Origin of the sequence: Prauserella isguenensis (assembly GCF_014191605.1) — a bacterium.
In the GTDB taxonomy this organism is placed as follows: domain Bacteria; phylum Actinomycetota; class Actinomycetes; order Mycobacteriales; family Pseudonocardiaceae; genus Prauserella; species Prauserella isguenensis.
Genome location: NZ_JACHWU010000003.1, coordinates 517,443 through 540,278 on the forward strand (window position 1 = coordinate 517,443; position 22,836 = coordinate 540,278).

29 protein-coding genes, 1 tRNA gene and 1 pseudogene are annotated in these 22,836 nt (G+C 71.0%); 17 read left to right on the forward strand and 14 right to left on the reverse strand.

Annotated elements, in window-relative coordinates; translation table 11 throughout:
* The first annotated feature begins 27 nt into the window (after positions 1-27).
* Positions 28-621, forward strand: coding sequence for a TetR/AcrR family transcriptional regulator (locus tag FHS23_RS15110; RefSeq protein ID WP_183656143.1), 594 nt, complete (start codon positions 28-30; stop codon positions 619-621).
* 245 nt (positions 622-866) lie between these two features.
* The gene (locus tag FHS23_RS15115; protein ID WP_183655196.1) at positions 867-1,553 is read left to right on the forward strand and encodes a hypothetical protein; all 687 of its coding nucleotides are present in this window, start codon (positions 867-869) and stop codon (positions 1,551-1,553) included.
* Between the two features lie 97 nt (positions 1,554-1,650).
* Here FHS23_RS15115 and FHS23_RS15120 read toward each other — a convergent pair whose 3' ends face one another.
* Entirely contained in the window at positions 1,651-1,872 is a 222-nt protein-coding gene (locus tag FHS23_RS15120; RefSeq protein ID WP_183655199.1) for a DUF3618 domain-containing protein, read from the reverse strand.
* Between the two features lie 124 nt (positions 1,873-1,996).
* Here FHS23_RS15120 and FHS23_RS15125 point away from each other — a divergent pair.
* The 3 genes from FHS23_RS15125 (at position 1,997) to FHS23_RS15135 (ending at position 4,190) form a co-directional block, all read left to right on the forward strand.
* Positions 1,997-2,070 (forward strand) — tRNA-Leu (locus FHS23_RS15125).
* A 561-nt stretch (positions 2,071-2,631) separates the two neighbouring features.
* Entirely contained in the window at positions 2,632-2,946 is a 315-nt protein-coding gene (locus tag FHS23_RS15130; protein WP_183655202.1) for a hypothetical protein, read from the forward strand.
* Positions 2,947-2,975: 29 nt separating this feature from the next.
* Positions 2,976-4,190 carry a C40 family peptidase gene (locus tag FHS23_RS15135; RefSeq protein WP_183655205.1) on the forward strand — a complete coding sequence of 405 codons (1,215 nt, stop codon included), beginning with the start codon at positions 2,976-2,978 and terminating at the stop codon, positions 4,188-4,190.
* Positions 4,191-4,373: 183 nt separating this feature from the next.
* Here the strand turns inward: FHS23_RS15135 and FHS23_RS15140 are convergent, their stop codons facing one another.
* Positions 4,374-4,784: a hypothetical protein gene (locus FHS23_RS15140; RefSeq protein WP_183655208.1), complete on the reverse strand. Its 411-nt coding sequence runs from the start codon at positions 4,782-4,784 to the stop codon at positions 4,374-4,376.
* A 180-nt stretch (positions 4,785-4,964) separates the two neighbouring features.
* On the opposite strand from FHS23_RS15140, the pseudogene FHS23_RS23595 reads away from it, so the two are divergent.
* Positions 4,965-5,075 (forward strand): annotated as a pseudogene (locus tag FHS23_RS23595) (helix-turn-helix transcriptional regulator); the annotation flags it as partial.
* An 80-nt stretch (positions 5,076-5,155) separates the two neighbouring features.
* Here FHS23_RS23595 and FHS23_RS15150 read toward each other — a convergent pair.
* Complete coding sequence (locus FHS23_RS15150; protein WP_183655211.1) at positions 5,156-6,127, reverse strand: EamA family transporter; 972 nt, start codon at positions 6,125-6,127, stop codon at positions 5,156-5,158.
* 128 nt (positions 6,128-6,255) lie between these two features.
* Between FHS23_RS15150 and FHS23_RS15155 the strand changes: the two genes are divergently transcribed.
* From FHS23_RS15155 to FHS23_RS15175, 5 genes are all read left to right on the forward strand, one after another.
* A complete protein-coding gene (locus FHS23_RS15155) occupies positions 6,256-7,170 on the forward strand; it encodes a LysR family transcriptional regulator (protein ID WP_343053958.1) in 915 nt (304 codons plus the stop codon).
* Positions 7,171-7,386: 216 nt separating this feature from the next.
* Positions 7,387-8,715: an MFS transporter gene (locus FHS23_RS15160; protein ID WP_183655214.1), complete on the forward strand. Its 1,329-nt coding sequence runs from the start codon at positions 7,387-7,389 to the stop codon at positions 8,713-8,715.
* Positions 8,712-9,134, forward strand: a complete 423-nt coding sequence (locus tag FHS23_RS15165; protein WP_183655216.1) for a nuclear transport factor 2 family protein — start codon at positions 8,712-8,714, stop codon at positions 9,132-9,134. Before FHS23_RS15160 ends, FHS23_RS15165 begins: the two co-directional genes overlap by 4 nt.
* 118 nt (positions 9,135-9,252) lie before the next feature.
* Positions 9,253-9,981: an SDR family oxidoreductase gene (locus FHS23_RS15170; RefSeq protein WP_183655219.1), complete on the forward strand. Its 729-nt coding sequence runs from the start codon at positions 9,253-9,255 to the stop codon at positions 9,979-9,981.
* A gap of 176 nt (positions 9,982-10,157) precedes the next feature.
* On the forward strand, positions 10,158-10,637 hold the full coding sequence (locus FHS23_RS15175; protein ID WP_183655221.1) for a nucleoside deaminase: 480 nt from the start codon (positions 10,158-10,160) through the stop codon (positions 10,635-10,637).
* Positions 10,638-10,658: 21 nt separating this feature from the next.
* Here the strand turns inward: FHS23_RS15175 and FHS23_RS15180 are convergent, their stop codons facing one another.
* Complete coding sequence (locus tag FHS23_RS15180) at positions 10,659-11,078, reverse strand: MerR family transcriptional regulator (protein ID WP_183655224.1); 420 nt, start codon at positions 11,076-11,078, stop codon at positions 10,659-10,661.
* A gap of 334 nt (positions 11,079-11,412) precedes the next feature.
* On the opposite strand from FHS23_RS15180, the gene FHS23_RS15185 reads away from it, so the two are divergent.
* Together FHS23_RS15185 and FHS23_RS15190 are read left to right on the forward strand one after the other, a co-directional pair.
* Positions 11,413-11,733: an SMR family transporter gene (locus FHS23_RS15185; RefSeq protein WP_183655227.1), complete on the forward strand. Its 321-nt coding sequence runs from the start codon at positions 11,413-11,415 to the stop codon at positions 11,731-11,733.
* 90 nt (positions 11,734-11,823) lie between these two features.
* A complete protein-coding gene (locus tag FHS23_RS15190) occupies positions 11,824-12,303 on the forward strand; it encodes a DMT family transporter (protein WP_183655230.1) in 480 nt (159 codons plus the stop codon).
* Positions 12,304-12,355: 52 nt separating this feature from the next.
* On the opposite strand, the gene FHS23_RS15195 is transcribed toward FHS23_RS15190, so the two are convergent.
* A complete protein-coding gene (locus FHS23_RS15195; RefSeq protein WP_183655233.1) occupies positions 12,356-13,312 on the reverse strand; it encodes a DUF5996 family protein in 957 nt (318 codons plus the stop codon).
* A gap of 157 nt (positions 13,313-13,469) precedes the next feature.
* Between FHS23_RS15195 and FHS23_RS15200 the strand changes: the two genes are divergently transcribed.
* From FHS23_RS15200 to bcp, 3 genes are all read left to right on the forward strand, one after another.
* Positions 13,470-13,646, forward strand: coding sequence for a hypothetical protein (locus FHS23_RS15200; protein ID WP_183655237.1), 177 nt, complete (start codon positions 13,470-13,472; stop codon positions 13,644-13,646).
* A 315-nt stretch (positions 13,647-13,961) separates the two neighbouring features.
* The gene (locus FHS23_RS15205; protein ID WP_183655240.1) at positions 13,962-14,516 is read left to right on the forward strand and encodes a hypothetical protein; all 555 of its coding nucleotides are present in this window, start codon (positions 13,962-13,964) and stop codon (positions 14,514-14,516) included.
* Positions 14,517-14,557: 41 nt separating this feature from the next.
* Positions 14,558-15,037: a thioredoxin-dependent thiol peroxidase gene (bcp, locus tag FHS23_RS15210; RefSeq protein ID WP_183655243.1), complete on the forward strand. Its 480-nt coding sequence runs from the start codon at positions 14,558-14,560 to the stop codon at positions 15,035-15,037.
* Positions 15,038-15,159: 122 nt separating this feature from the next.
* Here bcp and rdgB read toward each other — a convergent pair whose 3' ends face one another.
* From rdgB to FHS23_RS15235, 5 genes are all read right to left on the reverse strand, one after another.
* Positions 15,160-15,774 carry an RdgB/HAM1 family non-canonical purine NTP pyrophosphatase gene (gene rdgB, locus FHS23_RS15215; RefSeq protein WP_183655246.1) on the reverse strand — a complete coding sequence of 205 codons (615 nt, stop codon included), beginning with the start codon at positions 15,772-15,774 and terminating at the stop codon, positions 15,160-15,162.
* Positions 15,771-16,553 (reverse strand): ribonuclease PH, encoded by a 783-nt coding sequence (gene rph, locus FHS23_RS15220; protein ID WP_183655249.1) that lies wholly within the window; start codon positions 16,551-16,553, stop codon positions 15,771-15,773. Before rph ends, rdgB begins: the two co-directional genes overlap by 4 nt.
* Positions 16,554-16,634: 81 nt before the next feature.
* Complete coding sequence (locus FHS23_RS15225; RefSeq protein WP_183655252.1) at positions 16,635-17,405, reverse strand: MBL fold metallo-hydrolase; 771 nt, start codon at positions 17,403-17,405, stop codon at positions 16,635-16,637.
* A gap of 112 nt (positions 17,406-17,517) precedes the next feature.
* Positions 17,518-18,309 carry a glutamate racemase gene (gene murI / locus FHS23_RS15230; protein WP_183656149.1) on the reverse strand — a complete coding sequence of 264 codons (792 nt, stop codon included), beginning with the start codon at positions 18,307-18,309 and terminating at the stop codon, positions 17,518-17,520.
* Between the two features lies 1 nt (position 18,310).
* On the reverse strand, positions 18,311-18,979 hold the full coding sequence (locus FHS23_RS15235; protein WP_183656163.1) for a rhomboid family intramembrane serine protease: 669 nt from the start codon (positions 18,977-18,979) through the stop codon (positions 18,311-18,313).
* A 176-nt stretch (positions 18,980-19,155) separates the two neighbouring features.
* Here FHS23_RS15235 and FHS23_RS15240 point away from each other — a divergent pair, with 176 nt between their 5' ends.
* Complete coding sequence (locus FHS23_RS15240; protein WP_183655255.1) at positions 19,156-19,785, forward strand: nucleoside/nucleotide kinase family protein; 630 nt, start codon at positions 19,156-19,158, stop codon at positions 19,783-19,785.
* Positions 19,786-19,856: 71 nt separating this feature from the next.
* Here FHS23_RS15240 and FHS23_RS15245 read toward each other — a convergent pair whose 3' ends face one another.
* The 4 genes from FHS23_RS15245 to FHS23_RS15260 all read right to left on the reverse strand — a co-directional run bounded on the left by FHS23_RS15245 (position 19,857) and on the right by FHS23_RS15260 (position 22,823).
* Positions 19,857-20,807, reverse strand: a complete 951-nt coding sequence (locus tag FHS23_RS15245) for a PLP-dependent cysteine synthase family protein (RefSeq protein WP_183655259.1) — start codon at positions 20,805-20,807, stop codon at positions 19,857-19,859.
* Between the two features lie 2 nt (positions 20,808-20,809).
* Entirely contained in the window at positions 20,810-21,088 is a 279-nt protein-coding gene (locus FHS23_RS15250; RefSeq protein ID WP_183655262.1) for a MoaD/ThiS family protein, read from the reverse strand.
* Positions 21,089-21,180: 92 nt separating this feature from the next.
* The gene (locus tag FHS23_RS15255; RefSeq protein ID WP_183655264.1) at positions 21,181-21,702 is read right to left on the reverse strand and encodes a M67 family metallopeptidase; all 522 of its coding nucleotides are present in this window, start codon (positions 21,700-21,702) and stop codon (positions 21,181-21,183) included.
* Positions 21,703-21,794: 92 nt separating this feature from the next.
* Positions 21,795-22,823: a P1 family peptidase gene (locus tag FHS23_RS15260; RefSeq protein WP_183655267.1), complete on the reverse strand. Its 1,029-nt coding sequence runs from the start codon at positions 22,821-22,823 to the stop codon at positions 21,795-21,797.
* Positions 22,824-22,836 lie beyond the last annotated feature (13 nt).

A 22,836-nucleotide genomic window follows, 5' to 3' on the forward strand; every position in this document is an offset into this window, starting at 1 on the left:
TCGGCACGGGCGAAACCACGTAAGCGCATGCCCCGCGCGCAGCGCGAGCGGCAGATGATCCAGGTCGCCGAGACCGTGTTCGCCGAGCGCGGCTACACCGCGGCCTCGATGGACGAGATCGCGGAACGCGTCGGTGTGTCGAAGCCGATGCTCTACGAGTACTTCCATTCGAAGGAGGGCCTGCTCGTCGCATGCATCCGCGAGGCACGTGCCGAACTGCGACGCGACACCGAACAGGCCGTCGCGAACTCCCCCACCGGCGAGGAGGCGCTACGACAGGGACTGCGCGCCTTCTTCCGTTTCATCCGCGATCGCAAACAGGCGTGGCTGCTCGTGCGCCACGAAGCCAGCCTGGTCGGCACGGCCTCCGAGGAACTCGAGACGACCCGGCAACAGCAGACCGACCTCATCGCCACACTTATGGGTGATTTCACAGACCCCGAGACGGCACGGATGGCCGAAGAATCGGGCCTACTCCAGGCGGCCGCGGAATTCGTCGTCGGCGGCTGCGAGCGACTGGCGATCTGGTCCGAGCAACGCAGTGATCTCACGCCCGAGATCGTCGCCGAATACGCCGTCAACCTGCTGTGGGGCGGCCTCGCGCAAATCACCGACCGCTGAGGGAAATTCACAGCCCCCACGCGCACAGTGGCACTCCGTGACCACAACGGCCCGACCGCTGAGACCGTTCTCACCCTGCGTAATTCCCGACACCGACTCGTATTGCTGTGGGCACCCTTTCGTAACACAATTCCGAGGCGGCGCCGGGTTGCCACACGATCGTGTGTTCAATGGATCGGCGTCATAGGACGGCGGCGGGAGCGTCCTGCACAGTGAGACCTGCCGTTGGGAGAGGGGTGAGGACAGTGGCGCAACCGATCACTGCGGTCTACGTGCGCGACGAGGAGGACTACACGGTCACCGTGGCCGGCGAGGGCCAGGAGCTGACCGACAAGGCTCCGGGCATCATCGCCGCGCGCGACCGTGCAGATCAGCTCATCGAGAAGATCGCGCCCAGGACCGGGGGTGACGAGGACCCGACCGTGGTGCACCTGCTCAACGGCAGTGCGTTCGAGTTCACCTCGGCGTACATGACGGCGCGGCTCTCGCGTACCGAGGCGGCCGAGCAGGACGAGTCCGCGGGCGGTGACGCCACGGTCGAGGGGGCGGCCGAGGCGGCGGAGTCCGGCGAGGTCACCGAAGCCGAGGCGGCGGAATCCGACGTCGAGGAGTCCGACGCCGAGGAATCCCGCGCCGAGGAGTCCGGCACCGATGCGGACGTGGCCGACGAGGGTGACGCGGCCGAGGCGGACGCCGCCGCTGACCAGACCCCGGACACGGAGGAAGCCGCCGAGGTGACGGCCGCCGAGGCAACCGATGCCGACGCGGACTCCGACGAGGGCACGACCCCGCAGGGCACCGCGCCGGGCAGCGGGGTACCTCGCAAGGAGATCACCAAGAGCCCGGAGGCCACGAGCAACGCGAACGCCGACGACGACGAGTCGGACGGCAAGAGCTACGCGGCTGCCGCAGGCACGTCCGCGGCCAGCTGATCGGCGCGAGCTCCCCTCGCCCGGCTCGCTCCGGCACCGGACCCACACCCACGCCGACGGTCGCGCTCCTGATGCGCGGCCGTCGGCGTGGTGTGTGTCAGCGGACCAGCTTGCGCACCAGCAGCGCCGCGATCAGCGCGCCGGCGCCGATCAGCGGGAACTTCACCTTCGGCTCCTCGAGCTTGGCCTGGACGCTCGTCTTGGCGTTGTCGGCGAGCCGCTGCGGGTTGGCCTTCACCGCGAGCTGGTCGATCGTGCCGGCCAGGGCAGTCCGAGACCGCTCGATCTCGCGTTCGATGGCGTCCGGGTTGCGAGCCACGTGTCCTCCTCGCTGAATGCATGCATTGCGCGCAGAGTGTCACGGTAGATCACGATGCGGCCCCGGGGCGCACAGGCCACGCCGAAACCGCACGGACCCGTCCCCGCTAAGCTGATCCCCCGTCGGGTCCGTAGCCCAATCGGCAGAGGCACTAGGTTTAGGTCCTAGCCAGTGTGGGTTCGAGTCCCACCGGGCCCACCGAATCGATCGTCACCTTGAGCGGCGCCACCTCGAGTGGCGCCACCTCGGGCGTCGTCACCGGCCGTCCGGGGCCGGTTCGTCGCCGACGTTGGTGCGCAGCCGGTCGAGAAGATGCTCGAGCCGGTCGATGTCGTGGTCGTCGAGCCCACTGCGCAGCCGCCGGTCGCGACGACCACGGGCGTCCGTCTGGGCACGACGGTGACCGGCGTGACCTTCCGCCCGCCGGCCTGCTGCTCAAGGCGGTCACCACACTCGACGTCCTGGCCGAGGGACGCGCGTGGCCCCGAAAGGTCCGAACCCGTCTCCCGTGAGCCGCTGCGGTCGATCTCCCAGGGCGGCACCTGCCGAATGGCCACGCCACCCGGCAGTGTCGACGTTCGGACGGATTTCCTCATGGAACCGGTGCGGACCCCCGTGCGTCGGTACCATCAACGTCGCTTCGTTGCGGGAAACGTGCGCAGGCGGGTGCCGTGTCACGGCCCGCACGAGTCACGGCCCGCACGGTGGACCAGCGGGTACGTCGCGGGGCGCGGACGCCACCACGGGAGGGGATCACAGATGAGCCGTCAGTTCGACCCGGAGCAGATCGCCGAACTGGCCACCAAGATCGGCAAACTGAAGGACAACTTCAGCAAGGCGAGCACCGATCTCGGCGACGGCGACCCCGGCGGCGCGTACGGCCACCTGAAGAACGCGGCGAGCGCAGGCGAGACGATGCGGCACTTCTACAGCGGCGTGAACTCCGAGCTCAGCGCCGGTGCGAACCTCGTCGACTCCGCGTCGCGCGCGCTGGCCGAGGCCGCCGAGCGCATGCGTGGCGACGAGGACGCGGGCGTGCACACCTTCGGGGGCACCGACCCCGAGCGGGCTTGACCGAGGACGGGAACCAGGGGAGTTAGGCGATGACCACCGCAGAACCACAGTCGGACAGACTCGACGACCCGTCACTCGACCGTCCGAAGTCGATGGACGCCATCGACAATCACGCCCAGCAGGCTCAGCAGCTCGACGCGTCGGCCGTGAACGATCAGGCCGAGAAGGTCCGCGGCGCTTCGACCAGCTCCAACGACCTCGGCAACGATCTCAAGATCTTCCGGGACGACGTGCTCCGCGGCTGGGACGGCAAGGACGCCGACGCCGTCGCCGACCACCTCGACAAGCTCAGCAAGGCCAGCTACAAGGTCAGCGACAAGGCCGAGGCGGCGAAGAACGCGCTCCAGCGTGTCTCCGAGATCCTGGAGAACGTCAAGAAGAAGGTCGCCCAGCTCGCGGAGGAAGCCACCAACAAGGACGCGGAGAACCGCAGGCTGATCGGCGCGGCGCGGCAGCGGAAGAACGGCTCCGACGACGAGAACGAGATCGAGACCGCTGCCGCCGACATCGAACGGCTCCGGCAGCTCAACGAGAAGGACGCCAGCGGCAAGAAGGACGAGATCGAACGGGCGCTCGACAACGCCGAACGGCAGATCGACGAGCTGCTCAAGCCGCTCGGCATCGAGATCGAGGGCGGCTTCGTCGAGCTGACGCCCGCCGGGTCCAGTTCAACCACGGCGTCGAGCGCGAGCCCGGCGCCGGTTTCGATGAGCGGCGGCAACGCTCCGGCCGTCAGTGGAGGCGGCGGCCCCGTCGGCGGCGGGGACTCCGGCGGTGGTGGCGGTGCCGTCGCCGCGGTCCAGGGCGACGGGCGGCCCGCCAAGCCGATCGACGCACGTGGCGACAACCCGGCCAAGATCGCCGAACAGTTCCTCGGCCGGAACGCGAGCGACCTCAAGATGTCCGGCGAACTGCCCGCGATGGAGTCGTGGGTGCCGAACAACGTCAACTGCGCGAACTTCGTCTCCGGCACCCTGGAGGCGGCGGGCCTGATCGACAAGAGTCAAGCCAGCGCCTCGGTCGACCAGCTCTCGGCCAACCTCAAGGCGGACGGCTGGCAGTCGGTCCCGCTGTCCGAGGCGAAGCCCGGCGACGTCGTCGTCTCGAACGGCGGCGGCCACGTCGTGCTCTACGCCGGCGACGGCCAGTTCATCGGGTCGAACAACATCAACCCCGACGGTTCGCAGCAGATCAGCATGGGCGGTGGCAGCGGCCTCGTCGAGGTGCTCACCCCGCCGTCCTGATCGCCCCTCGACGACAGGTGCCCCGCTGCCGGTTCCGGTCCGGAACGGGCGGCGGGGCACCTGTGGCTGCGGATCCCGTCGCGACGGCTCCTGTGGCCGCGGCGACGGCCCCACGCTGTTCGTCGCACCGCGGCGCCGAGGCGCGGCCACGACGTTCAGCCGGGCCGACCGCCAGGTGCCGAATCAGAAACCGAACAGGGCGCGCGGAACCTCGTGCCTGTCCGCCCAGGGAAGCCAGGCGATGTCGGTCGGGCCGATGGCGTACTCGGCCACCCGCCACGACCGGGCGTCGCCTTCGGTGACCGCGGCGTCGGTCTTCTCGAGCAACGCGACGTAGACGTCGGACATCACGCCGTCGGCGCGGCGGGTCTCGAAGACGGTGTCGGTGTAGTCCGCCCGACCACCGCCTGCACTACGCATCGTGCCCTGCAGAAACACCCGGGACCCGACGCGGTTGAGTCGCTCCACCTCGACGTCGAGGCGGTCCCCGACGGCGTTGCGCAGCGGCGCCGTGGCGGCCTGGAGCACCGCATCCCGGGCGGGGTCACCGGGCCCGATCGACTGCGGCGCGGACTGCGTGGACGGGATGTCCATCGAGCTACCTCCCGAGGACGGGGCGACGGTTCGGCGATGACGACGACCGCACCCCGGCGAGCGACGTGGGCCGGCGCCGGACCGGCAGGCCCGGCGCCGATGATGTTACCGCCTCGAGCCGTCGCGGACGCGGACATCGGGCGAACCCCGGTACCAGCTCCTCAAGCGCCGGGCCACGTGATGGACAACGTCGTCGCAGCGCTGCGCGCCGAACATCACTGGTCGCAGGCGCACCTGGCCGAGCTACTGGGGGCCTCCCGGCAGACCGTGGTGTCGATCGAGAAGGGCCGGTCCGACCCGAACCGCGTCGGCGGGGCGCGGCGACGCGGTTCACCAGCCGGACCCTGGTGCGCACCCGGCGCGGCTGCGCGTCAGGACGCGGGTTTGGCCGTCCTCGCCACCACGGCCACGGCCGCGACGACCAGTCCGCAACCGAGGAGTTGCAGCGACGACGGCGTCTCATGCAGGAACACCACACCCAGCACGACGGCCGCGACCGGCTGGATCAGCAGCAACGTCGCACCGAGCGCACCGGACAGCCTGCGGATCGCCGACCCGACGAGCATCCAGCCGAGGATCTGCCCCGTCACGGCGAGCACGGCGATCCAACCGAACGAGGACAACGACGGCGTGAGGTCGAGCGTGCCGGTCACCAGTCCTGCGGTCATGGCGACGAGCGCACCGACGCCGTTGACGGTCGTCAACATCGTGACCTGCGAACCGGGCTGGTCGGTACGGCGCAGCACCAGCAGGTAGCCGGTGTAGGCGACGCCCGCGAGCAGTCCCATCACGGTGCCGTAGACGGGCGCGTCGCCGAAGGCGTTCGCATCGGCGACACCGCCTGCCAGCGCCACCCCGCCGAGCGCCAGGGGGACGGTGGCCCAGAAGACCGTGCGCACGGTCTCACGGAACAGCACCAGGCATGCCAACGGAACGAGCACGACCTGCACGTTGACCACCACCGTCGCCACGCCCGCACCGACGCCGGTGATCGCCTCGGACCACAGCACCATGTCGAGGCCGAGGAACACCCCGGCGAGCGCGTGGTGCCGATGGAACCGCCACCGCATACCGCCCCGCAGGCCCAGCGCCAACAGCAGTGGCACGGCGAGCAGGCAGCGGTAGAACGTCACGGTCGCACTGGAGGCGTCGGCCAGCGCGACGAACAACGCCGTCGTGCCGATCGTCAGCGCCCCGGCGACGGCGACGAACCGCGGATCGAGACGGTCCAGCAGTCCCTGCGGCGACGGTGCGGCGGCGGGAACGGCGGTTCCCGTCGGATCCGCAGCGGCGGGCGTGTCGGGGGCGGACGGCCGGACGGTCGGCGTGGCGGTATCGGTCACGGCATCCATCAGACCTGCGCACCGGCGCGGACACCAGCGATGAAAACTGACGAATACTCGTCACGAACCGTCATCAGAGGTTCGCATCACAGGCGGCATCGGCCCGGGACACCCGTATCGTTGCTTACGTGTTCCGCATCGAACGCCTCCAGGCTCTACACGCCGTCGACCGGCACGGCTCGCTCGCCGCGGCGGCCGAGGTGCTGCACCTGACGCCGTCCGCGGTGTCCCAGCAACTGTCCAAACTGGAACGCGATGCGGGCGTCCGGCTGCTCGTACCGCACGGCCGCACCGTGAAGCTCACCCCCGCGGGAAAGGTGCTCGCCGAGTCCGCGGAGACCGCGCTCGACGAGCTGGCACGAGCCCGCACCCGGATCGACGCCCTGTCCGGCAGCATCACCGGACCGGTGCGCGTCGGCACGGTGCCGACGGGCGTCTACGTGTTCGTCACCGAAGCGCTCACGGCGCTCGTGGCCGACCATCCCGCCATCGAACCCGCCGTCGTGGAGGCCGAACCGGAGAAGAGCCTGCCGATGCTGGTCAACGGCCAGCTGGATATCGCGGTCGTCGAGAGCTGGGACAACATGCCGGTCACACGCCCGCCGCACACCACGTGGCGCGGCCTGCGCGACGACACCGCCCGCGTCATGCTGCCCGCAGGCGATCCCCGCGCGGCCGCGGACGTCATCAGCGCATCCGACGTCGCCAGGGACAGTTGGGTGTCGTGGACGGCGGGGTCCCGCGCCCACGCGTGGCTGCAGCACACCCTGCGCGAACGCGGCGTCGAACCGGACGTGCGCCACTACGTCACCGGGTACGCCACCCAGTTCTCGCTCGTCACCCGCCTGGGCGCGACCGCGCTCATGCCGGCGATGTCGCTGGCCGTCGCCTCCGGCTACGACGTCCGCGCGCTGCGACTCGAGGACCCGGCGCCGCATCGCACGCTGTACGCCGTCACGGCCGAACCCCATCCACGGCCCGCCGTCGGCGCGTGTCTCGACGCGCTCGCCGACGCGGCACACCTCGACCACGCGGCACCCTGAACCACGCAGCGCCCGGAACCACGCGGCACCCTGAACCACGCGGCGCCCTGAACCGGGCACACACCTCGGCACGACGTCGACCGTTCGCACCGACGAGCTCGTTGCCCGCGTCTCCATCCCGCGGACACGGCCTGGACATTCATAGTCATGATTGACATGATCTTGTCGCCGGGTCCGCAACCGGGACCGACGGAGCCGAGGCCGAGGAGGACCCGCGTGAGCGCACCTACGACGCCGACGCGCGCCGGGAGCGGCAACCTCGTCGCCGTCATCTGTTGCTGCGCGGTGATCTTCGACGGGTACGACCTGTCGGTCTTCGCCACCACCATCCCCGCCCTGCTCGAGTACGAACCGTGGAACCTCGACGAGGCCCGCGCGGGCGTGATCGCGAGCTACGCCTTCATGGGCATGCTCGTCGGCACGCTGATCTGCGGCCTGGCCACGGACCTGCTCGGCCGCAGACGGATGCTGATCGCGAGTATGAGCTGGTTCTCCGTGTTCATGGGTGCGTGCGCGATCGCCCCCGATCCGGATCTGTTCGGCCTGTTCCGGTTCGCCTCCGGAATCGGGCTCGGCGGGCTGTTGCCCACGGCGCTGGCCTTGACGGCAGAGTTCGCGCCCCGCGGTCGCCGCAACCTGTTCAACGCACTGGTGAGCTCGGGCTTCTCCGTCGGCACCATCGCCGCGTCGCTCATCGGCCTCGTGGTGATCGAACAGTGGGGTTTCCGCCCCATGTTCGCGATCGGCGTGCTCCCCCTGGTGCTTCTCGTGCCCGTCGCCTACTTCGCACTCCCCGAGTCGGCGGATTTCCTCCACAGCAAGGGACGGCACGACGAGGCCCGCGTGGTGGCCGACCGCTACGGCCTCCCGGAACGCGCCGGTCCGGGAACCGCCTCGGAGCCCCGCGCACGCCTGCGCGACCTTGCGCGCAGGCCACTGTTGACCACCGCCGTCGTGTTCGCGCTGGCCACGCTCATCGGGCAGCTGTTCATCTACGGCCTGAGCACGTGGCTACCCGAGATCATGCGCTCCGCCGGATATCCGCTCGGCTCGGCGCTGAGCTTCCTGGCGACCATGAGCCTCGGCGCGATCGCGGGCGCCACGACGATGTCGTGGTTCGCCGACCGCATCGGTCCACGCACCGTCGCCACCTGGGGATTCGGCATCGGCGTGCTGTCACTGGTGACGATGAGCCTCGCGCCCCCGACACCGGTGTTGTACGTCGCCGTCGCACTGGCGGGCGTCGGCGCCAACGGCACGGCGGTGATCCTCAACGGCTTCATCGCGACGTGGTTCCCCGCCACCATCCGCGCCACCGCACTCGGGTCGATCATGACCGTCGCCCGCCTCGGCGGCATCGTCGGACCGATCATGGGCGGCCTGATCGCGGCGGCGGACCTTCCCGTGCAGTGGAGCTTCTACGTCTTCCTGATCCCGGCGGCTGTCGGCATCGGCCTCGTCCTGCTCCTGCCGCGCCGTCATCTGGACGGCAGTCCGCTCGGCACCACCCGTGAGCCCGAGACAGTCCGAGGAGGAGCCGCATGACGACCATCGCAGATCCGGCCGGCGCCGAGGCCGCACGCGCGACGCTGCATCGCTACGCCCGCGCCGTCGACAACCGCGACGAGGCGGCGCTCGCCCTGGTGTTCACCGAGGATGTCGCCTTCGAGCGCGTCGACGGGCTGCGCGAGGGCCGTGACACCGTGCTGGCCTTTTACCGCACCGTGTTCGGCGGGCCCACGGTGTGGAGCAAGCACATGGTCACCAATGTGCTCGTCGAGCCGCACCGGGACGGTCTCGCCGTCACCGCGTATTTCCAGGCGGTCTCCCGCACCGCCGACGACGCGATCGCCGTGTTCGGCGAGTACGACGACCTGCTCGTGCCCGGCGGCGACGGCCTACGTATCGCCCGCAAGCGCATCGACGTGCAGCAGACCTTCGACCTGGAGCCGCGCGATGGCTGAACGCACCGCTGCCGACCCCGCCGTACCTGCGCCCACCGCGCCTGAACCCTCCGCGCCTGAACACACCGGGACTCGGCACACCGGGTCCGACGCCACCGCCCGCCCCGCATCCGCCGTCGTGGTGACTGGTGCCGCACAAGGCATCGGTGCGGCCATCGCCGCGCGATTCGCCGGCGCCGGACATCCCGTCGTCGGGGTGGATCTCGACGGCGACCGGCTCGGCGCGACCGTGGCCGGCTGGCCCGGCGACGGGCACGTGGCCGCCACCGGCGACGCCGCCTCGTCCGACGACCTCGCCGAGGCCTGCGCCCACGCGGCCGCGACGCCCGGCGGACTCGGCACGTTCGTCGCCAACGCCGGGCACGCCAAGGCAGGCGACTCGCTCGACTACGCCGCCGAGGACTGGGACTCCCTGCTCCGCGTTCACCTCACCGGCGCGATGGTCGGCGCGCAGCAGGCGGCCGCGCACATGCCGTCCGGCGGAGCACTGGTGCTCATGTCGTCGATCAACGGGATGCGCGGTTTTCCCCGCCGTACCGCCTACGGCGCCGCCAAGGCCGGAGTCGCGGGCCTCGTCCGCGGCCTCGCGGCGGAGTGGGCCTCCCGCGGAATCCGAGTCAACGGCATCGCACCCGGTCCGATCAAGACGGAACTGTCGGCGGAGTTCATCCGGCGTGGCGTGATCGACGAGAAGGAGTTCCTCGCTCGCGTGCCGATGGACCGGTTCGGCCTGCCCGCTGAGGTCGCCGAGCTCGCGTACTTCCTCGGCACCCCACTCGCGTCGTACATCACCGGCACCGTCGTCCCGATCGACGGCGGCTGGAGCGTCCAGGGCGTCGCCGACTGACGCGGAGGCACGGAGGCGGACACCCCGGGGGCGGAGACCGCAGGCAGAGACACGGAGCCGGACAGCCGACACACGGTGCTGCCTGCCCCGGGCGGGACCTACCCGGGCGGGGTCTGCCCGGGGCCGTGACGGCACCCCACTGGCCACGCCGCGACGAGTGCGCGAGACTGCCCGCCATGGTGGACGAAACGGACCTGGCGCACCTGCAGCGGTGCGTCGAACTCGCGGCCGAGGCCCTGGAATCGGGTGACGAGCCGTTCGGTTCGGTGCTCGTCACCGCCGACGGGGCGCGGGCCTTCGAAGACCACAACCACGTTGCCGGTGGCGACCACACCCAGCACCCGGAGCTGGCCATCGCACGCTGGGCCGCCGAGCACCTCACAGCCGAACAGCGCGCCGCCGCAACGGTCTACACCTCCGGCGAGCACTGCCCGATGTGCGCCGCCGCGCACGGTTGGGCCGGGCTGGGCCGCATCGTGTACGCCTCGTCGTCGGAACAGCTGACCGCGTGGCTCACCGAACTGGGCGTCCCGCCGTCGCGGGTGCAGCCGCTGCCGATCGGCGAGATCGTCCCCGACGCTCTGATCGACGGCCCCGTTCCGGAACTGGCCGAACAGGTCCGAGCACTGCACGTCCGCCGACACGGCGGCGCCTGACCACGCGTCCCACGGGCAACCTCACCCCGACGACACGTCCCACCGCGCCGTCCCGCCCCGCGGCGACGCGCGGTCCCGGCTCGCTGCGGCGTTCCCGCCCGATGCGGTGTCCTCGCGGAGCGCCTGCAGGATTTCGAGCTCCCGCTCGATGTCACGGCGTTTGTCCTGGAGCCGCGCGACCTCGTCGGCGAGCAGGCGTTCCATCACACCGGTGCGCTCCTCCGGCGGCGCCTGCAGGCACGGCAGCAGTTGATAGACGGTGCCACTGCACAAGCCGGCCGCGAACAGGTGCTGGATCAGCACGACGCGCTCGACCATGGACTCGTCGAAGTTCCGCCACCCGCCTGCGGTACGTCGCGCTTCGATCAGTCCCTGCTGCTCGTAGTACCGCAGGGAACGAGCGCTGACCCCGCTGGCCGCCGCCAGCTCACCGATCCGCATCACGCCTCCCGGACAGGACGTTCCGGCACCAGTCTTGCACTTCACACCGGTGTCAACTTCCACGCTCGGGTCGGCCACCGGCACGCGGTGGCCGACCCGAACCGGAGGCTCACCATGACCGTCCGCCTGCATATCCGGTCCGACTACGTCTGCCCGTCCTGCACTCCACGGAACTCGATGAGCGACGTCGAAGCCACGTAGCTCGCACGGCCTCAGCCGAACGCCGACGGAGCGTCGCCGAGCCGCGGGACCGCCGAACCGCCGGCCGACCGGGCCGACGAGCCCGGCGCTCCGCCGCACCCGCCACCGAACACCACCGACAGAAGGGATCCTCGTGCACTGGTTGTTCCTCGCCGTCGCCGTCGTTCTCGAGATCGCCGTCGCTCTCTCCGCGAGCCGCGCGCAGGGGTTCACCCGGCCCGGCTGGACGATCACGACGCTGCTCAGCGGCGCCGTCGCCACCTATTTCCTGAGCCTGGCGCTGCTCACGTTCGACGTCGGCGTCGGCTACGCCGTCTGGACCTCCGCCGCAGGGGTCGGCATCGTCGTCCTCGGATCCGTCCTGTTCGGACAGTCGCTGAACGTTCGCAAGTTACTGGGCATCGCCGTCGTCATCGTCGGCGTCGCCGGACTGCAGCTCAGCGGCGCCGGCTGACGGCACCGTATCCCTCACGCGCCACCACCACCGCTGCCCGTTCCCGGCCGCCCCAGCGGCCTCGATCACCTCACCGGGAAAGGAACCGACATGGCACCGGACAACGACCCCGGCACGGCGGTCCCACACGCGGCGGTCCGCGGCACGACCGCCGACCCCGCCACGCCACACCCCGACGAGACCGACCCCGGCACACCCACGGCGACACCCGACCGGCGCGGCCGGGCCTGGCTCGTCCTCCTGCTCGCTGGCGGGTTCGAGGTCGGCTACGCGCTCGCCGTCGGCGGCAGCGAAGGATTCACCGTGGCGTCCTGGTCGGCCGTCGCCGTCGTCTTCTTCCTGCTGACCCTGTTCGCCCTCAGCGTCGCGCTGCGCACCATCGACGTCGGCATCGGGTACGCGGTGTGGGCGGGCACCGGTGCCGTCGGCGCGGCGACCCTGGGGCCGGTCTTCTTCGACGAGAGCCCGACCCTCGCGACAGCCGGCTGGCTGGCCGTGATCATCGCAGGCCTCGTCTGGCTCAAACTCGCCGACAGACCCGTGGAGCCGGACCCGACGGACCGCCTGTGAGCTGTCCTCGCCCCTGGCGGGGACAGCTCCGCCACGCGACCCGAGGCGGGACTCAAAACGGCAGCACGTGGCGGTGCGGGTGCGCTTCGAGTGCCTCGCGATCCCATCCGGCGTTGTCGGCCGCCGCCTCATAGGTCGTCTGCAGGAACTCCAGCACCGCCCCGTCAGGGTCTGCGGCGGACCGGGCGGCGTCGTACGGCAGCAGGTACTCACCCATTCCCGCGGAGTAGGCCGCGACGTGCGGTCGAACCGGGTGGGTCGCGAAGCCGTCGGGTTCGGGGTAGGCGTACGCGTAGAAGCTGCCCTCCGCACTGCCGCCCGGCCAGAAGCCGCAGCTGTACAGCTCGTGCGAGTAGCCCTCGACCATGACCCAGTCGGCACAGTTGGGCGCGCCACCGGGATGCTGCGGAGCGGCCCGGCCGGAGAAGCGTGTGCAGGCCAGGTCCATGGCCCCCCAGAAGAAGTGGACCGGGCTGCTCTTGCCGTAGAACCGGGAGCGGAACCGGTTCATGACCCGGTCCGCCGCGCGCAGCTGCCGCCAGAACAGCCGGGCGTGCTCCGGGTCGTAGGCGGCGTGCTCGTGATCGTGCTCGAACGGGATCGCGCGTTCGACCTCCACGGGCGTCGCCATGATCGACACCTCGAGTCCCAGGTCGGCCAGCGCGTCCATGACCTGGCGGTAGAACACCGCGACCGGCTTCGGTTCGAGCCGCACCTCCCGGGTCCCACCACGACTGGAACGGATCCGCAGGACCTCGGCCACCAGGTCGAACTCCATGTCGAACACGTCGTCACCGTGCGGCATCGACGACGTCGTCAACCCGCGCGCCGACACGTAGAGCGGAACCTGCCACCAGTGGTTCAGCATCGAGGCCTGCGCCATGCGGACCTTGCCCACGATCTGCAGCCACATGTGCAGCGTCTCCCGCGTGCGTGTCCAGTCGTCGACCGCCAGCGACGGCCAGGCCTCGCTCCGGGCCGACGCGTGCGGCGCCGAGAGTGCGTTCATCGATTCCTCCAGGTCCGCCGGTGCGGTGCGCGACCACCTCGCGTGCCCGCCGGGTACCACGCGGGCGGGATTCGAACGCCCACGGCGGTGCCCGCGCTCACGCGGGTGCAGTACCGTCACGGCAACCGTCGTCGACCGGGCCGGAGGTGACCTTCCCGTGCGGAACCCGCTCAGCTGGCCGGGGCGTCTCGCCGACTGGTTCGAACTGCGCGGCGTCTACGTGCCCGGTGAGGACAACCGCGTGGTCGACCCGTGGCGCGACTGGGGCTGGCTGATCGTCGCGTGGCTCGTGACGGTCGCCGTGTTCATCCTGCTGTTCGCGTTCGCGCTCTGACGGACGTCGCAGGCGCCTCCGCGCGCGGGACCGACGCGGGTACGCGCCCGGCGCCGCGAGCGAACTGCCCCGTTCAGCGGTACCCAACCGTGTGACACGCGACATCCGCGGGTCACGAGCAGGACACAGGCCAGAACCAGGAACGCCTCAACCACGTGCTGCGGGTGGCACCACCGGGCCGGCGCACGCACAGTGGTCCGGGGCGTCGACCGGCGCCCGGTGCGGACCCGCGACCCGGCGGGGCCTCGGCGGAATCCGCACCGACGACGAGCCCACGGTGCGCCCGCACCGCCGGGCGGAACAGGAGCCACCGCGGTGCGAATGGGCAGTTCGGCGCTGGCCGTCTGCGCGCTCCTGGCACTCACCGGCTGTGGCGGTGTCGAGACCGCCACGCCGGCGGGCGGCGCAGCCGTGCCTCCCGGCACCACCAGCCGGGTACCGGTGTCCGCCACGCCCGCGCAGGAAACGCCTGCCCGGCCGGCGGTGCTGTTCGGCGGCGACTACCAGTTCGGCTCCGGACTGGTCGTCACCGTGTCCGAGCCGAAGACGTTCACACCCAGCGAGTCGGCGTTCCCCGACGCCGACCGCGCCGCCGCGTTCATGCTCACGGTGCGCAACGGGACCGGCAAGCCCTACCGTCTCTCCCAGCTGTCCGTGCGCGCCAGTACCGGTCACGAACGTGCCCCGCAGGTCGTCGACCCCACACAGGGCTACACCGGCATCGTCGAGGCCGACCACGACCTTCCCATGGGCGACGAGATCAAGCTGCAGTACGCCTTCGCCGTCCCCGCCCGGCACACGCCGGTCGAACTCACCGTGTGCCCGGAGATGTCCGGCCAGGTCGAAGCCACCTACCACGGCCGGGTGTGACACTCCGGCCACCGCGCACCCGCGCCGGATACGCTGCGACCATGACCGAGCAGACGCGACTGGAACCCGGCGACAAGGCACCCGACTTCACCCTGCACGACAGCGAGGGACGCGACGTGTCCCTCGCGGACTTCCGCGGCAGCCCTGTCGTCGTGTACTTCTACCCGCGCGCGAGCACCCCGGGCTGCACCACGCAGGCGTGCGACTTCCGCGACAACCTGGCACTGCTCGGCGAGTCCGGCTATCAGGTACTGGGCATCTCGCCGGACAAGCCGGCCACGCTCGCCACTTTCGCCGAGAACGAGGGGCTGACGTTCCCGCTCCTGTCGGACCCCGACAAGAGCGTGCTGAGCGCCTACGGAGCGTTCGGCGAGAAGAAGAACTACGGCAAGATCGTGCAGGGCGTCATCCGCTCGACGTTCGTGCTCGACGGCGACGGCGTGATCGTGAAGGCGATGTACAACGTCCGCGCCACGGGCCACGTCGCGCGCCTGCTGAAGGAACTGAAACTCGACGCCTGAGTTCCGGGCGGCCGACTCCGGCACGGCTGAGCTCCTGCACGACTGAGCTCCGGCACCCGGGTGGTCTGCGCGTTCCGGTGCCCCGCGGTCGCCCCGCAGCGCACCGGAACGCCGCACGCGACTCAGTCGCCTCCGACGTACTCCTGCAGGTGCGGCAGCAGCGACCGCAGGGCCTTGCCCCGGTGCGACGCCGCGTCCTTCTCGGCGGGCGTGAGCTCGGCCGAGGTCCGCGTCTCACCATCCGGCACGAAGATCGGGTCGTAGCCGAACCCGTTGCCGCCCCGCGGTTCCCGGATGATCGTGCCGCGCCACTCGCCCCGGACGACGATCTCTTTGCCGTCGGGGACGACGAACGCGGCCGCGGACACGAATCCAGCACCCCTGCGCTCGTCCGGCACGTCCTGCAGCTGGCCGAGCACGAGCCGCAGGTTCGCCTCGTCGTCGCCGTGCCTGCCTGCCCAGCGAGCCGAGAGCACCCCGGGCATGCCACCCAGCGCGTCGATGCTCAGTCCTGAATCGTCGGCGATCGCGGGCAGTCCCGTCGCTTTCGCGGCGTCGTACGCCTTGGCGACCGCGTTCTCCTCGAACGTCGCACCGGTCTCCGGAGCCTCCGGGAAGTCCTCCACATCGGACAGTCCGAGCACCCGGACGTCACCGAGGCCGCGCTTGACGACGATACGCCGGAGCTCGTCGAGCTTGCCCGTGTTCCGCGTGGCGAGCAGGAGCCTGGTCGTCACTTGGAACCCTTCGACTTCTTGCCGGCGGGAGCGGGTTCGGGCAGCGTGCCGGGATACGGCTCGGCGAGCACCTCGGACTGCTTCCGCGCGAGCTCGGCACACCCGGCCTGCGCCAGATCCAGCATTTTGTCCAATGTGGACCTCGTGAAGGTGGCGCCCTCGCCGGTGCCCTGCACCTCGATGAGGGTGCCCGTGTCCGTGGCCACGACGTTCATGTCGACCTCGGCGCGCGAGTCCTCCTCGTAGGGCAGGTCCAGCCGGACCCTGCCATCGACGACGCCGACGCTGATCGCCGACACCGTCGCCGACAGCGGCTTCGGATCGGCGAGCTTGCCCGCGGCGTCGAGCCACGTGATGGCGTCGGCCAGCGCGATGTAGGCGCCGGTGATCGCCGCCGTGCGCGTACCGCCGTCGGCCTGGATGACGTCGCAATCGAGCTGGATCGTGTTCTCGCCGAGCGCGGCCAGGTCGATGCACGAGCGCAGCGACCGGCCGATGAGCCTGCTGATCTCGTGGGTCCGGCCGCCGATCTTGCCCTTGACGGATTCACGGCTGCTGCGGTCGTGCGTCGCGGACGGCAGCATCGCGTACTCGGCCGTGACCCAGCCGAGCCCGGAGCCCACCCGCCAGCGCGGCACACCCTCGGTGACGCTCGCCGCACACAACACCTTCGTGTCGCCGAACTCGATCAGCACCGATCCCGCGGGCCACTGCTGGAAACCGCGCGTGATCCGTACTTCGCGAAGCTGGTCGTCGTTTCTGCCGTCTTTTCGCACCACGGGGCCGACCCTACAACCCGGCCCGCCCTCCTTGTCGCCCCGACGGGCCGCCGCGGCGGGGCGAACCCGCACCCGCAGGCGTCAGATGTCGTACCCCTCGCCCTGGGCCACCACGGCGACGTCACCACCGAACGCCGACCGCGCCTCGGCCAGCACCGCGGCGGCATCGGTCCACGGCGCGATGTGCGTGAGCAGGAGCCTGCCGACTCCTGCGCGCGCGGCCAGCTCACCGGCCTGCCTGCCGGACAGGTGCACTCCGGCGGGCCGGTCGGGAGCGTCGGTCCACGACGCCTCGGCCAGCAGCACGTCGGCCCCGCCCGCGAGCGCATCGAGCTCGTCGCACGGCCCGGTGTCACCGGTGTAGGCGAGCGTGCGCCCCCCGCACGACAACCGCACCCCGAACGCGGGTGTCGGATGAGCCATCGGCACGGTCACGACGTCGAACGGGCCCAGGCTCCGCGCACCGACTTCCAGCGAGTGGAAGTCGTAGACGTCGGACAGGTCCGCACCGCTGCGTTCGTCCTCGTCGGCGGCGAACGCGTTGGCCAGCCGCGCGGGAGCCTGTGCGGGCGCGTGCACCGGCAGGCGCCGCAGGGCCGGGTCGTACGGCGGCGCGGGGTGATAGCGGCGCAACACGGTCAGCGCGCTCATGTCCGCGCAATGATCCGGATGCAGGTGCGACAGGACGAGTGCGTCCAGGTCGAACGGATCCCGCAGGGCCTGCAGCTGCGCCAGCGTGCCGTTGCCCAGTTCAAGTCCGAGCACGAAACCGTCCGCTTCGACGACGTAGCCGGATGCCGCGCTGTTCGGCCCGGGGATGCTGCCCGAGCAACCGAGGATCGAGAGTCGCACGGCTCGTACCTTGCCACAGGCCGATCGCCCGCCGCCCGCACTACGTGGCGGCGAGCACGTCGCACGTGGCGGTCGGCACGGACCCGCCCCGCAGCAGTGCGGACGCCGGGGTTCAGCCGACCGGCAGCGCGGGTCCGAAGCCCATGAACCGGCCCGCGAGGCGTGTGAACCGCTCCTGGTCGCCGGTGGCGTGGAAGACGTGCCGGGGTTCTTCGTCCGGCTCGGCCAGCATGTCGCGTTCGGTGAGCACGCGGACGACGTCCTTGGCCGTCTCCTCCGCGCTGGACACGAGCGTCACGTCAGGGCCCATCGCCAGCTGCAGCACGCCCGTCAACAGCGGATAGTGCGTGCAGCCCAGGATCAATGTGTCGACCCCGTCGCGCGCGAGCGGTTCGAGATACCCCTGTGCCAGTCCGAGCACCTGCCGCCCCGACGTCACGCCCCGCTCGACGAAGTCGACGAACCGCGGGCAGGCCACGCTGACCAGGCGCACGTCGTGGGCCGCGGCGAACGCGTCGTCGTAGGCACGTGAACGGACGGTGCCCTCCGTGCCGATCATGCCGACGCGGCCGTTGCGGGTCGCGGCGACCGCGCGGCGCACCGCGGGCAACACGACCTCGACGACCGGGATGTCGTAGCGCTCCCTGGCGTCGCGCAGGCACGCCGACGAAGCCGTGTTGCAGGCGATGACCAGCGCCTTCACCCCGTCGTCGACGAGCCCGTCGAGCGCCCGCAACGCGAGTTCGCGGGCGCGGGCGATGGGCAGCGGGCCGTACGGGGCGTTCGCGGTGTCCCCGACGTACCGCAGGCTCTCGGCGGGCAACTGGTCGGCGATGGCGCGGGCGACGGTCAACCCGCCGACGCCGGAGTCGAAGATTCCGATCGGGGCGCTCACGTAGTGCAGATTATCCCGCGACCGGTCCGGCGCCGCCCGCCGTCTTCCGACTCGCCGCGCGGTCGGCCTTGCCGGCCAGCCACGCCGCCAGCACGCCGCCGAGCGCACCGAACAGGTGACCCTGCCAGGAGACGCCGGCCTGTCCGGGCAGCACGCCCCACAGCATGCCGCCCCAGATCGCCAGCAGCACCGCCGCGACGGCGAGCTGCGCGACGCTCCGGTTGAACACGCCCCGCACCAGCAGGAACGCGAGCCAGCCGAACGCGAGCCCCGACGCGCCGACGGTGACGACTGGCTCCGGCGGTCCGGCCAGCCACACGCCGACGCCGCCGACCAGCCAGATCGTCGCCGTCACCATCACCCACTGCCCGATGCCGCCCGCCATCGCGAGGAACGCGAAGACCAGCACCGGCACCGTGTTGGCCAGCAGGTGGCCCCAGCCGCTGTGCAGCAGCGGAGCCCACGCGATGCCGTCGAGCCCGCCGAGCGAACGCGCGACGATGCCGCCGTCGTCGAGCCGTGCGGGCAGGATGACGTCGAGCAGCTCGATCACGTACAGCACGACGGTGAAGGCCAGCGCGACGATGCCGGCCGCGAGGGGTTTCGGCGGCAGGATCCGCTTGGCGGGCGGGCGCGCCTGCTTGGCGTCACCGGCACCGGGTGTGGGAACGGGCTGCATGCTCACGGGACCAGATTACGTCCACCGCACCCCGCCGGACCTCGGTGATGACCCTGAGATCCGCGCCGAACTCGGGCGCGTGTCCCGCACTCGGCACTGCGTGTCCTACGCTCGCCCGCCGTCGGCGGTCGGGCGTACGGGGCCCGTCGTGGCGGCGGGTCCGTAGGATCGCCGGCGTGCGTTTCCGGCCCATCTCGTTCGACCGGCTCGTGACCGAACTGGTCGAACGGATCGCAGCCTCGCCCACCGACCGGCGCGTCGCCGTGGCCGTCGACGGTGCGTCGGATGCCGCGGACCCGGCAGTCCTGGCCGACGCACTTGTCGACCCGCTGCGCGTGGCAGGGCGGGAGACTCTGCGCGTCTCGGCGTGGGACTTCCTGCGGCCCGCGTCGCTGCGGTTCGAACGCGGCCGCCACGACCCCGACACCCGCTACGACGACTGGCTCGACCTCGGAGCTCTGCGCCGCGAAGTGCTCGGTCCGGCGCACCCCGGCGGCACCGGGGAGGTGCTGCCCGCGCTGTGGGACGCCGACGCCGACCGCCCCTACCGCATGCCACGTTCCTCCCTGCCCGGCGACGCGGTCGTGTTGGTCGACGGCGAACTGCTGCTCGGCCGCGGACTGGACTTCGACCTCACGGTCCACCTGTGGCTGTCACCGGCGGCGCTGGCCCGCAGGCTGTCCGCCGGTGAGCACTGGGCACTGCCCGCGTACGAACGGTACGACCGCGAGGTCTCCCCCGCCGACACCGCGGACGTCGTCGTGCGCATGGACCACCCACGGAACCCGGCCGTCAGGGACGGCTGAGCCGAAAACGGCTGCGGCCCCACCGGAACCCGGTGGGGCCGCAGCCGTGTAGATCAACTATGAGGTCGACGCTACGCCCAGAGCTGGCCGTCGAGACGTTCGGCTGCCTCGTCGAGCGAACCGGCGTAAGCACCCGTCGACAGGTACTTCCAGCCCGCGTCGGCCACGACGAACGCGATGTCGGCCGACTGGCCCTTCGCGATCGCCTTCTCGGCCATCCCCAGCGCCGCGTGCAGCACGGCACCGGTCGAGATGCCCGCGAAGATGCCCTCCTGCTCGAGCAGCTGACGCGTCCGGCGCAGCGCGTCGTACGCACCGACCGAGTACCGGCCACTGAGCACGTCCGGGTCGTACAGCTCGGGGACGAACCCGTCGTCGAGGTTGCGCAGGCCGTAGACCAGCTCGCCGTACCGCGGCTCGGCGGCGACGATCTGGACGTCGGGCTTGGCGTCCTGCATGTACCGTCCGACGCCGACGAGCGTGCCCGTGGTGCCGAGGCCGCCGACGAAGTGGGTGATCGTCGGCAGGTCCGCCAGCAGTTCCGGGCCGGTGCCCTCGTAGTGGGCGGCGATGTTGGCCGGGTTGCCGTACTGGTACAGCATCACCCAGTCCGAGTTGAGCTTCGCGAGCTCCTTGGCCTTGCGGACGGCCTCGTTCGACCCGCCCGCGGCCTCCGAGAAGATGATCCGCGCGCCGTACGCCTGCAGCAGCTGCTTACGTTCGGCGGACGTGTTCTCCGGCATGACGCAGACCAGGCCGTAGCCCTTGAGCTTGGCGGCCATGGCCAGCGAGATGCCGGTGTTGCCCGACGTCGGCTCGAGAATCGTGGCACCGGGACGGAGCGAACCGTCCTTCTCGGCGGCCTCGATCATCTTGAGCGCCGGACGGTCCTTGATCGACCCGGTCGGGTTGCGGTCTTCGAGCTTGGCCCACAGCCGGACGTCGCCGGAGGGGGACAGGCGCGGCAGGCCGACGAGCGGCGTGCCACCCAGCGTGTCGATCAAGGACTCGTAGCGGGCCATGATCAGCGCATACCGCCGGCGACGGCGGGCAGGATGGTCACGGTGTCGCCGTCGGTGACCTCGGCCTCGAGGCCGCCCGCGAACCGCACGTCCTCGTCGTTGACGTAGACGTTGACGAACCGGTGCAGCTTCTCGTCCTTGACCAGACGGTCCTTCAGGCCGCCGTGACGCGACTCGATGTCGTCGATCACCTGGGCGACAGTCTTACCGGCCGCCTCGACGGACTTCTCGCCGCCGGTGTGCGTACGCAGGATCGTCGGGATGGACACGGTCACGGCCATGGGTTACCTCCGCAGAATGGCTTGTCGATCAGGACAGACGTTTGAGCACGCGGGAAAATTCCGCGTGTGACCCGGGCTACGCCGGGGAGTGATCAGGCGTCGGGGACGTCGTCTCCCCCGGTGTTGGCGAACATGTACGACTCGACGGGCGCGAGGTCCGGGTTGAGCCGGATCGCCGGGCTCTCGGCGCCCGCATCCCCGACGACCTGCACCGGCTCCTCGGTGACCTCGCCCTCGACGATCCGGTAGGACCGGAAGTCCGCGACGTCGTCCTCCCGGGTCGACACCAGCACGTAGTGCGCGAAGGGCTCCGAGGCGAACTTGATGTCCGTCCTCGACGGGTAAGCCTCGGTGGCCGTGTGCGAGTGGTAGATCACGACGGGTGTCTCGTCATTGGCGGCCATCTCGCGGTACAGCTTCAGCAGGTCGCCCGAGTCGAATTCGTAGAACGTCGGCGAGCGCGCCGCGTTGACCATGGGGATGTAGCGCTCTGGGGTGTCGCTGCCGTCGTCGGGCCCCGCGATGACCCCACAGGCCTCGTCGGGGTGGTCACGACGGGCGTGGGCGACGATCGCGTCGACATGGTCACGGCGGATCCGAAGCACGGGCCCCATCTTACTGGCTGAATGAAGCGGGTTCACAGTGTGAGACGACCACTGTGGCCCATCCCTCCCACGGCCGGCCCGGCAGCCGCCGACCAGGTGTTTCAGTCCTCGAAGGCCTCGGGCCAGAGATCGCGGTAAGCCCGTAGGCCGGCCGCGGAGGTGGCGGCCAGCACGCCGTGGATCATGGCGCGCGTGAACACCAGGGCGGCCGCCGAACACAGGCCGTCCAGCGCGGCGGCGCGCCCTGCCTCCTGCTCGCCGCCGAGTCGGCCGGCCTGTTCCGTCAGCTGCCGTGCGCCCGTGGCCAGTGTGAACACCGTGTCGCCGTCGTACATCGTGTGCGCAGGCCGCACGGCGCGGGCGAGCCCGTCCTGCGCGGCGACGGCGAGCCTGCGCGCCTCGGCCTTCGACAGGTCGGCGTCGGTGGCCACCACGCCGATCGTGGTGTTGAGATCCTTACGGTCGCCACCGCCGAGGTCGACGGCACGACGCGGCCAGCGGGTGACGCCGAACTCGCCCGGTTCCGCGTCGTCAGCGGCCAGCGGCCGGCCCGTGCTCGCACGTACCGCCTCACCCGCCGCGTTGACGACCGCCAGTACGCCGACGGTGAACTCGCCGACCCGTTCGCTCGCGGTGCCGATGCCACCTTTCAGCGACCCGACCTGCGCGCCCGTCCCGGCACCGACCGTGCCCTGTGCGACCGGACCGGCCGTGGCCGCTTCGCACGCCGCGTAGCCGAACGTCGCGTCCGGACGGTTGCCCCAGTCGCCACGAGGCAGGTCGAAGACGACGGCGGCGGGGACGATCGGCACCACCTCGAACGGCCGAGTGCCGACGGAAAAGCCACGCTGGCGCTCACCGAGCCAGCGGACGACGCCGTCGGCCGCGGCGAGCCCGTAGGCGCTGCCGCCGGACAGGCAGATCGCGTCGACCCGCTGCACCAGGTTCTCCGGCGCCAGCAGGTCGGTCTCACGGGTGCCCGGCGCCCCGCCGCGCTGGTCGACCGCACCGACGGCCTGCCCGGGGACGAGCACCGCCGTCGCGCCCGTGGCCCAGCCGCGGCCGAGACGCTGATGATGGCCGACGAGCACGCCGGGGACGTCCGTGATCGCGTTCAACTCACCCGGCATGGCGGCCTCCTGG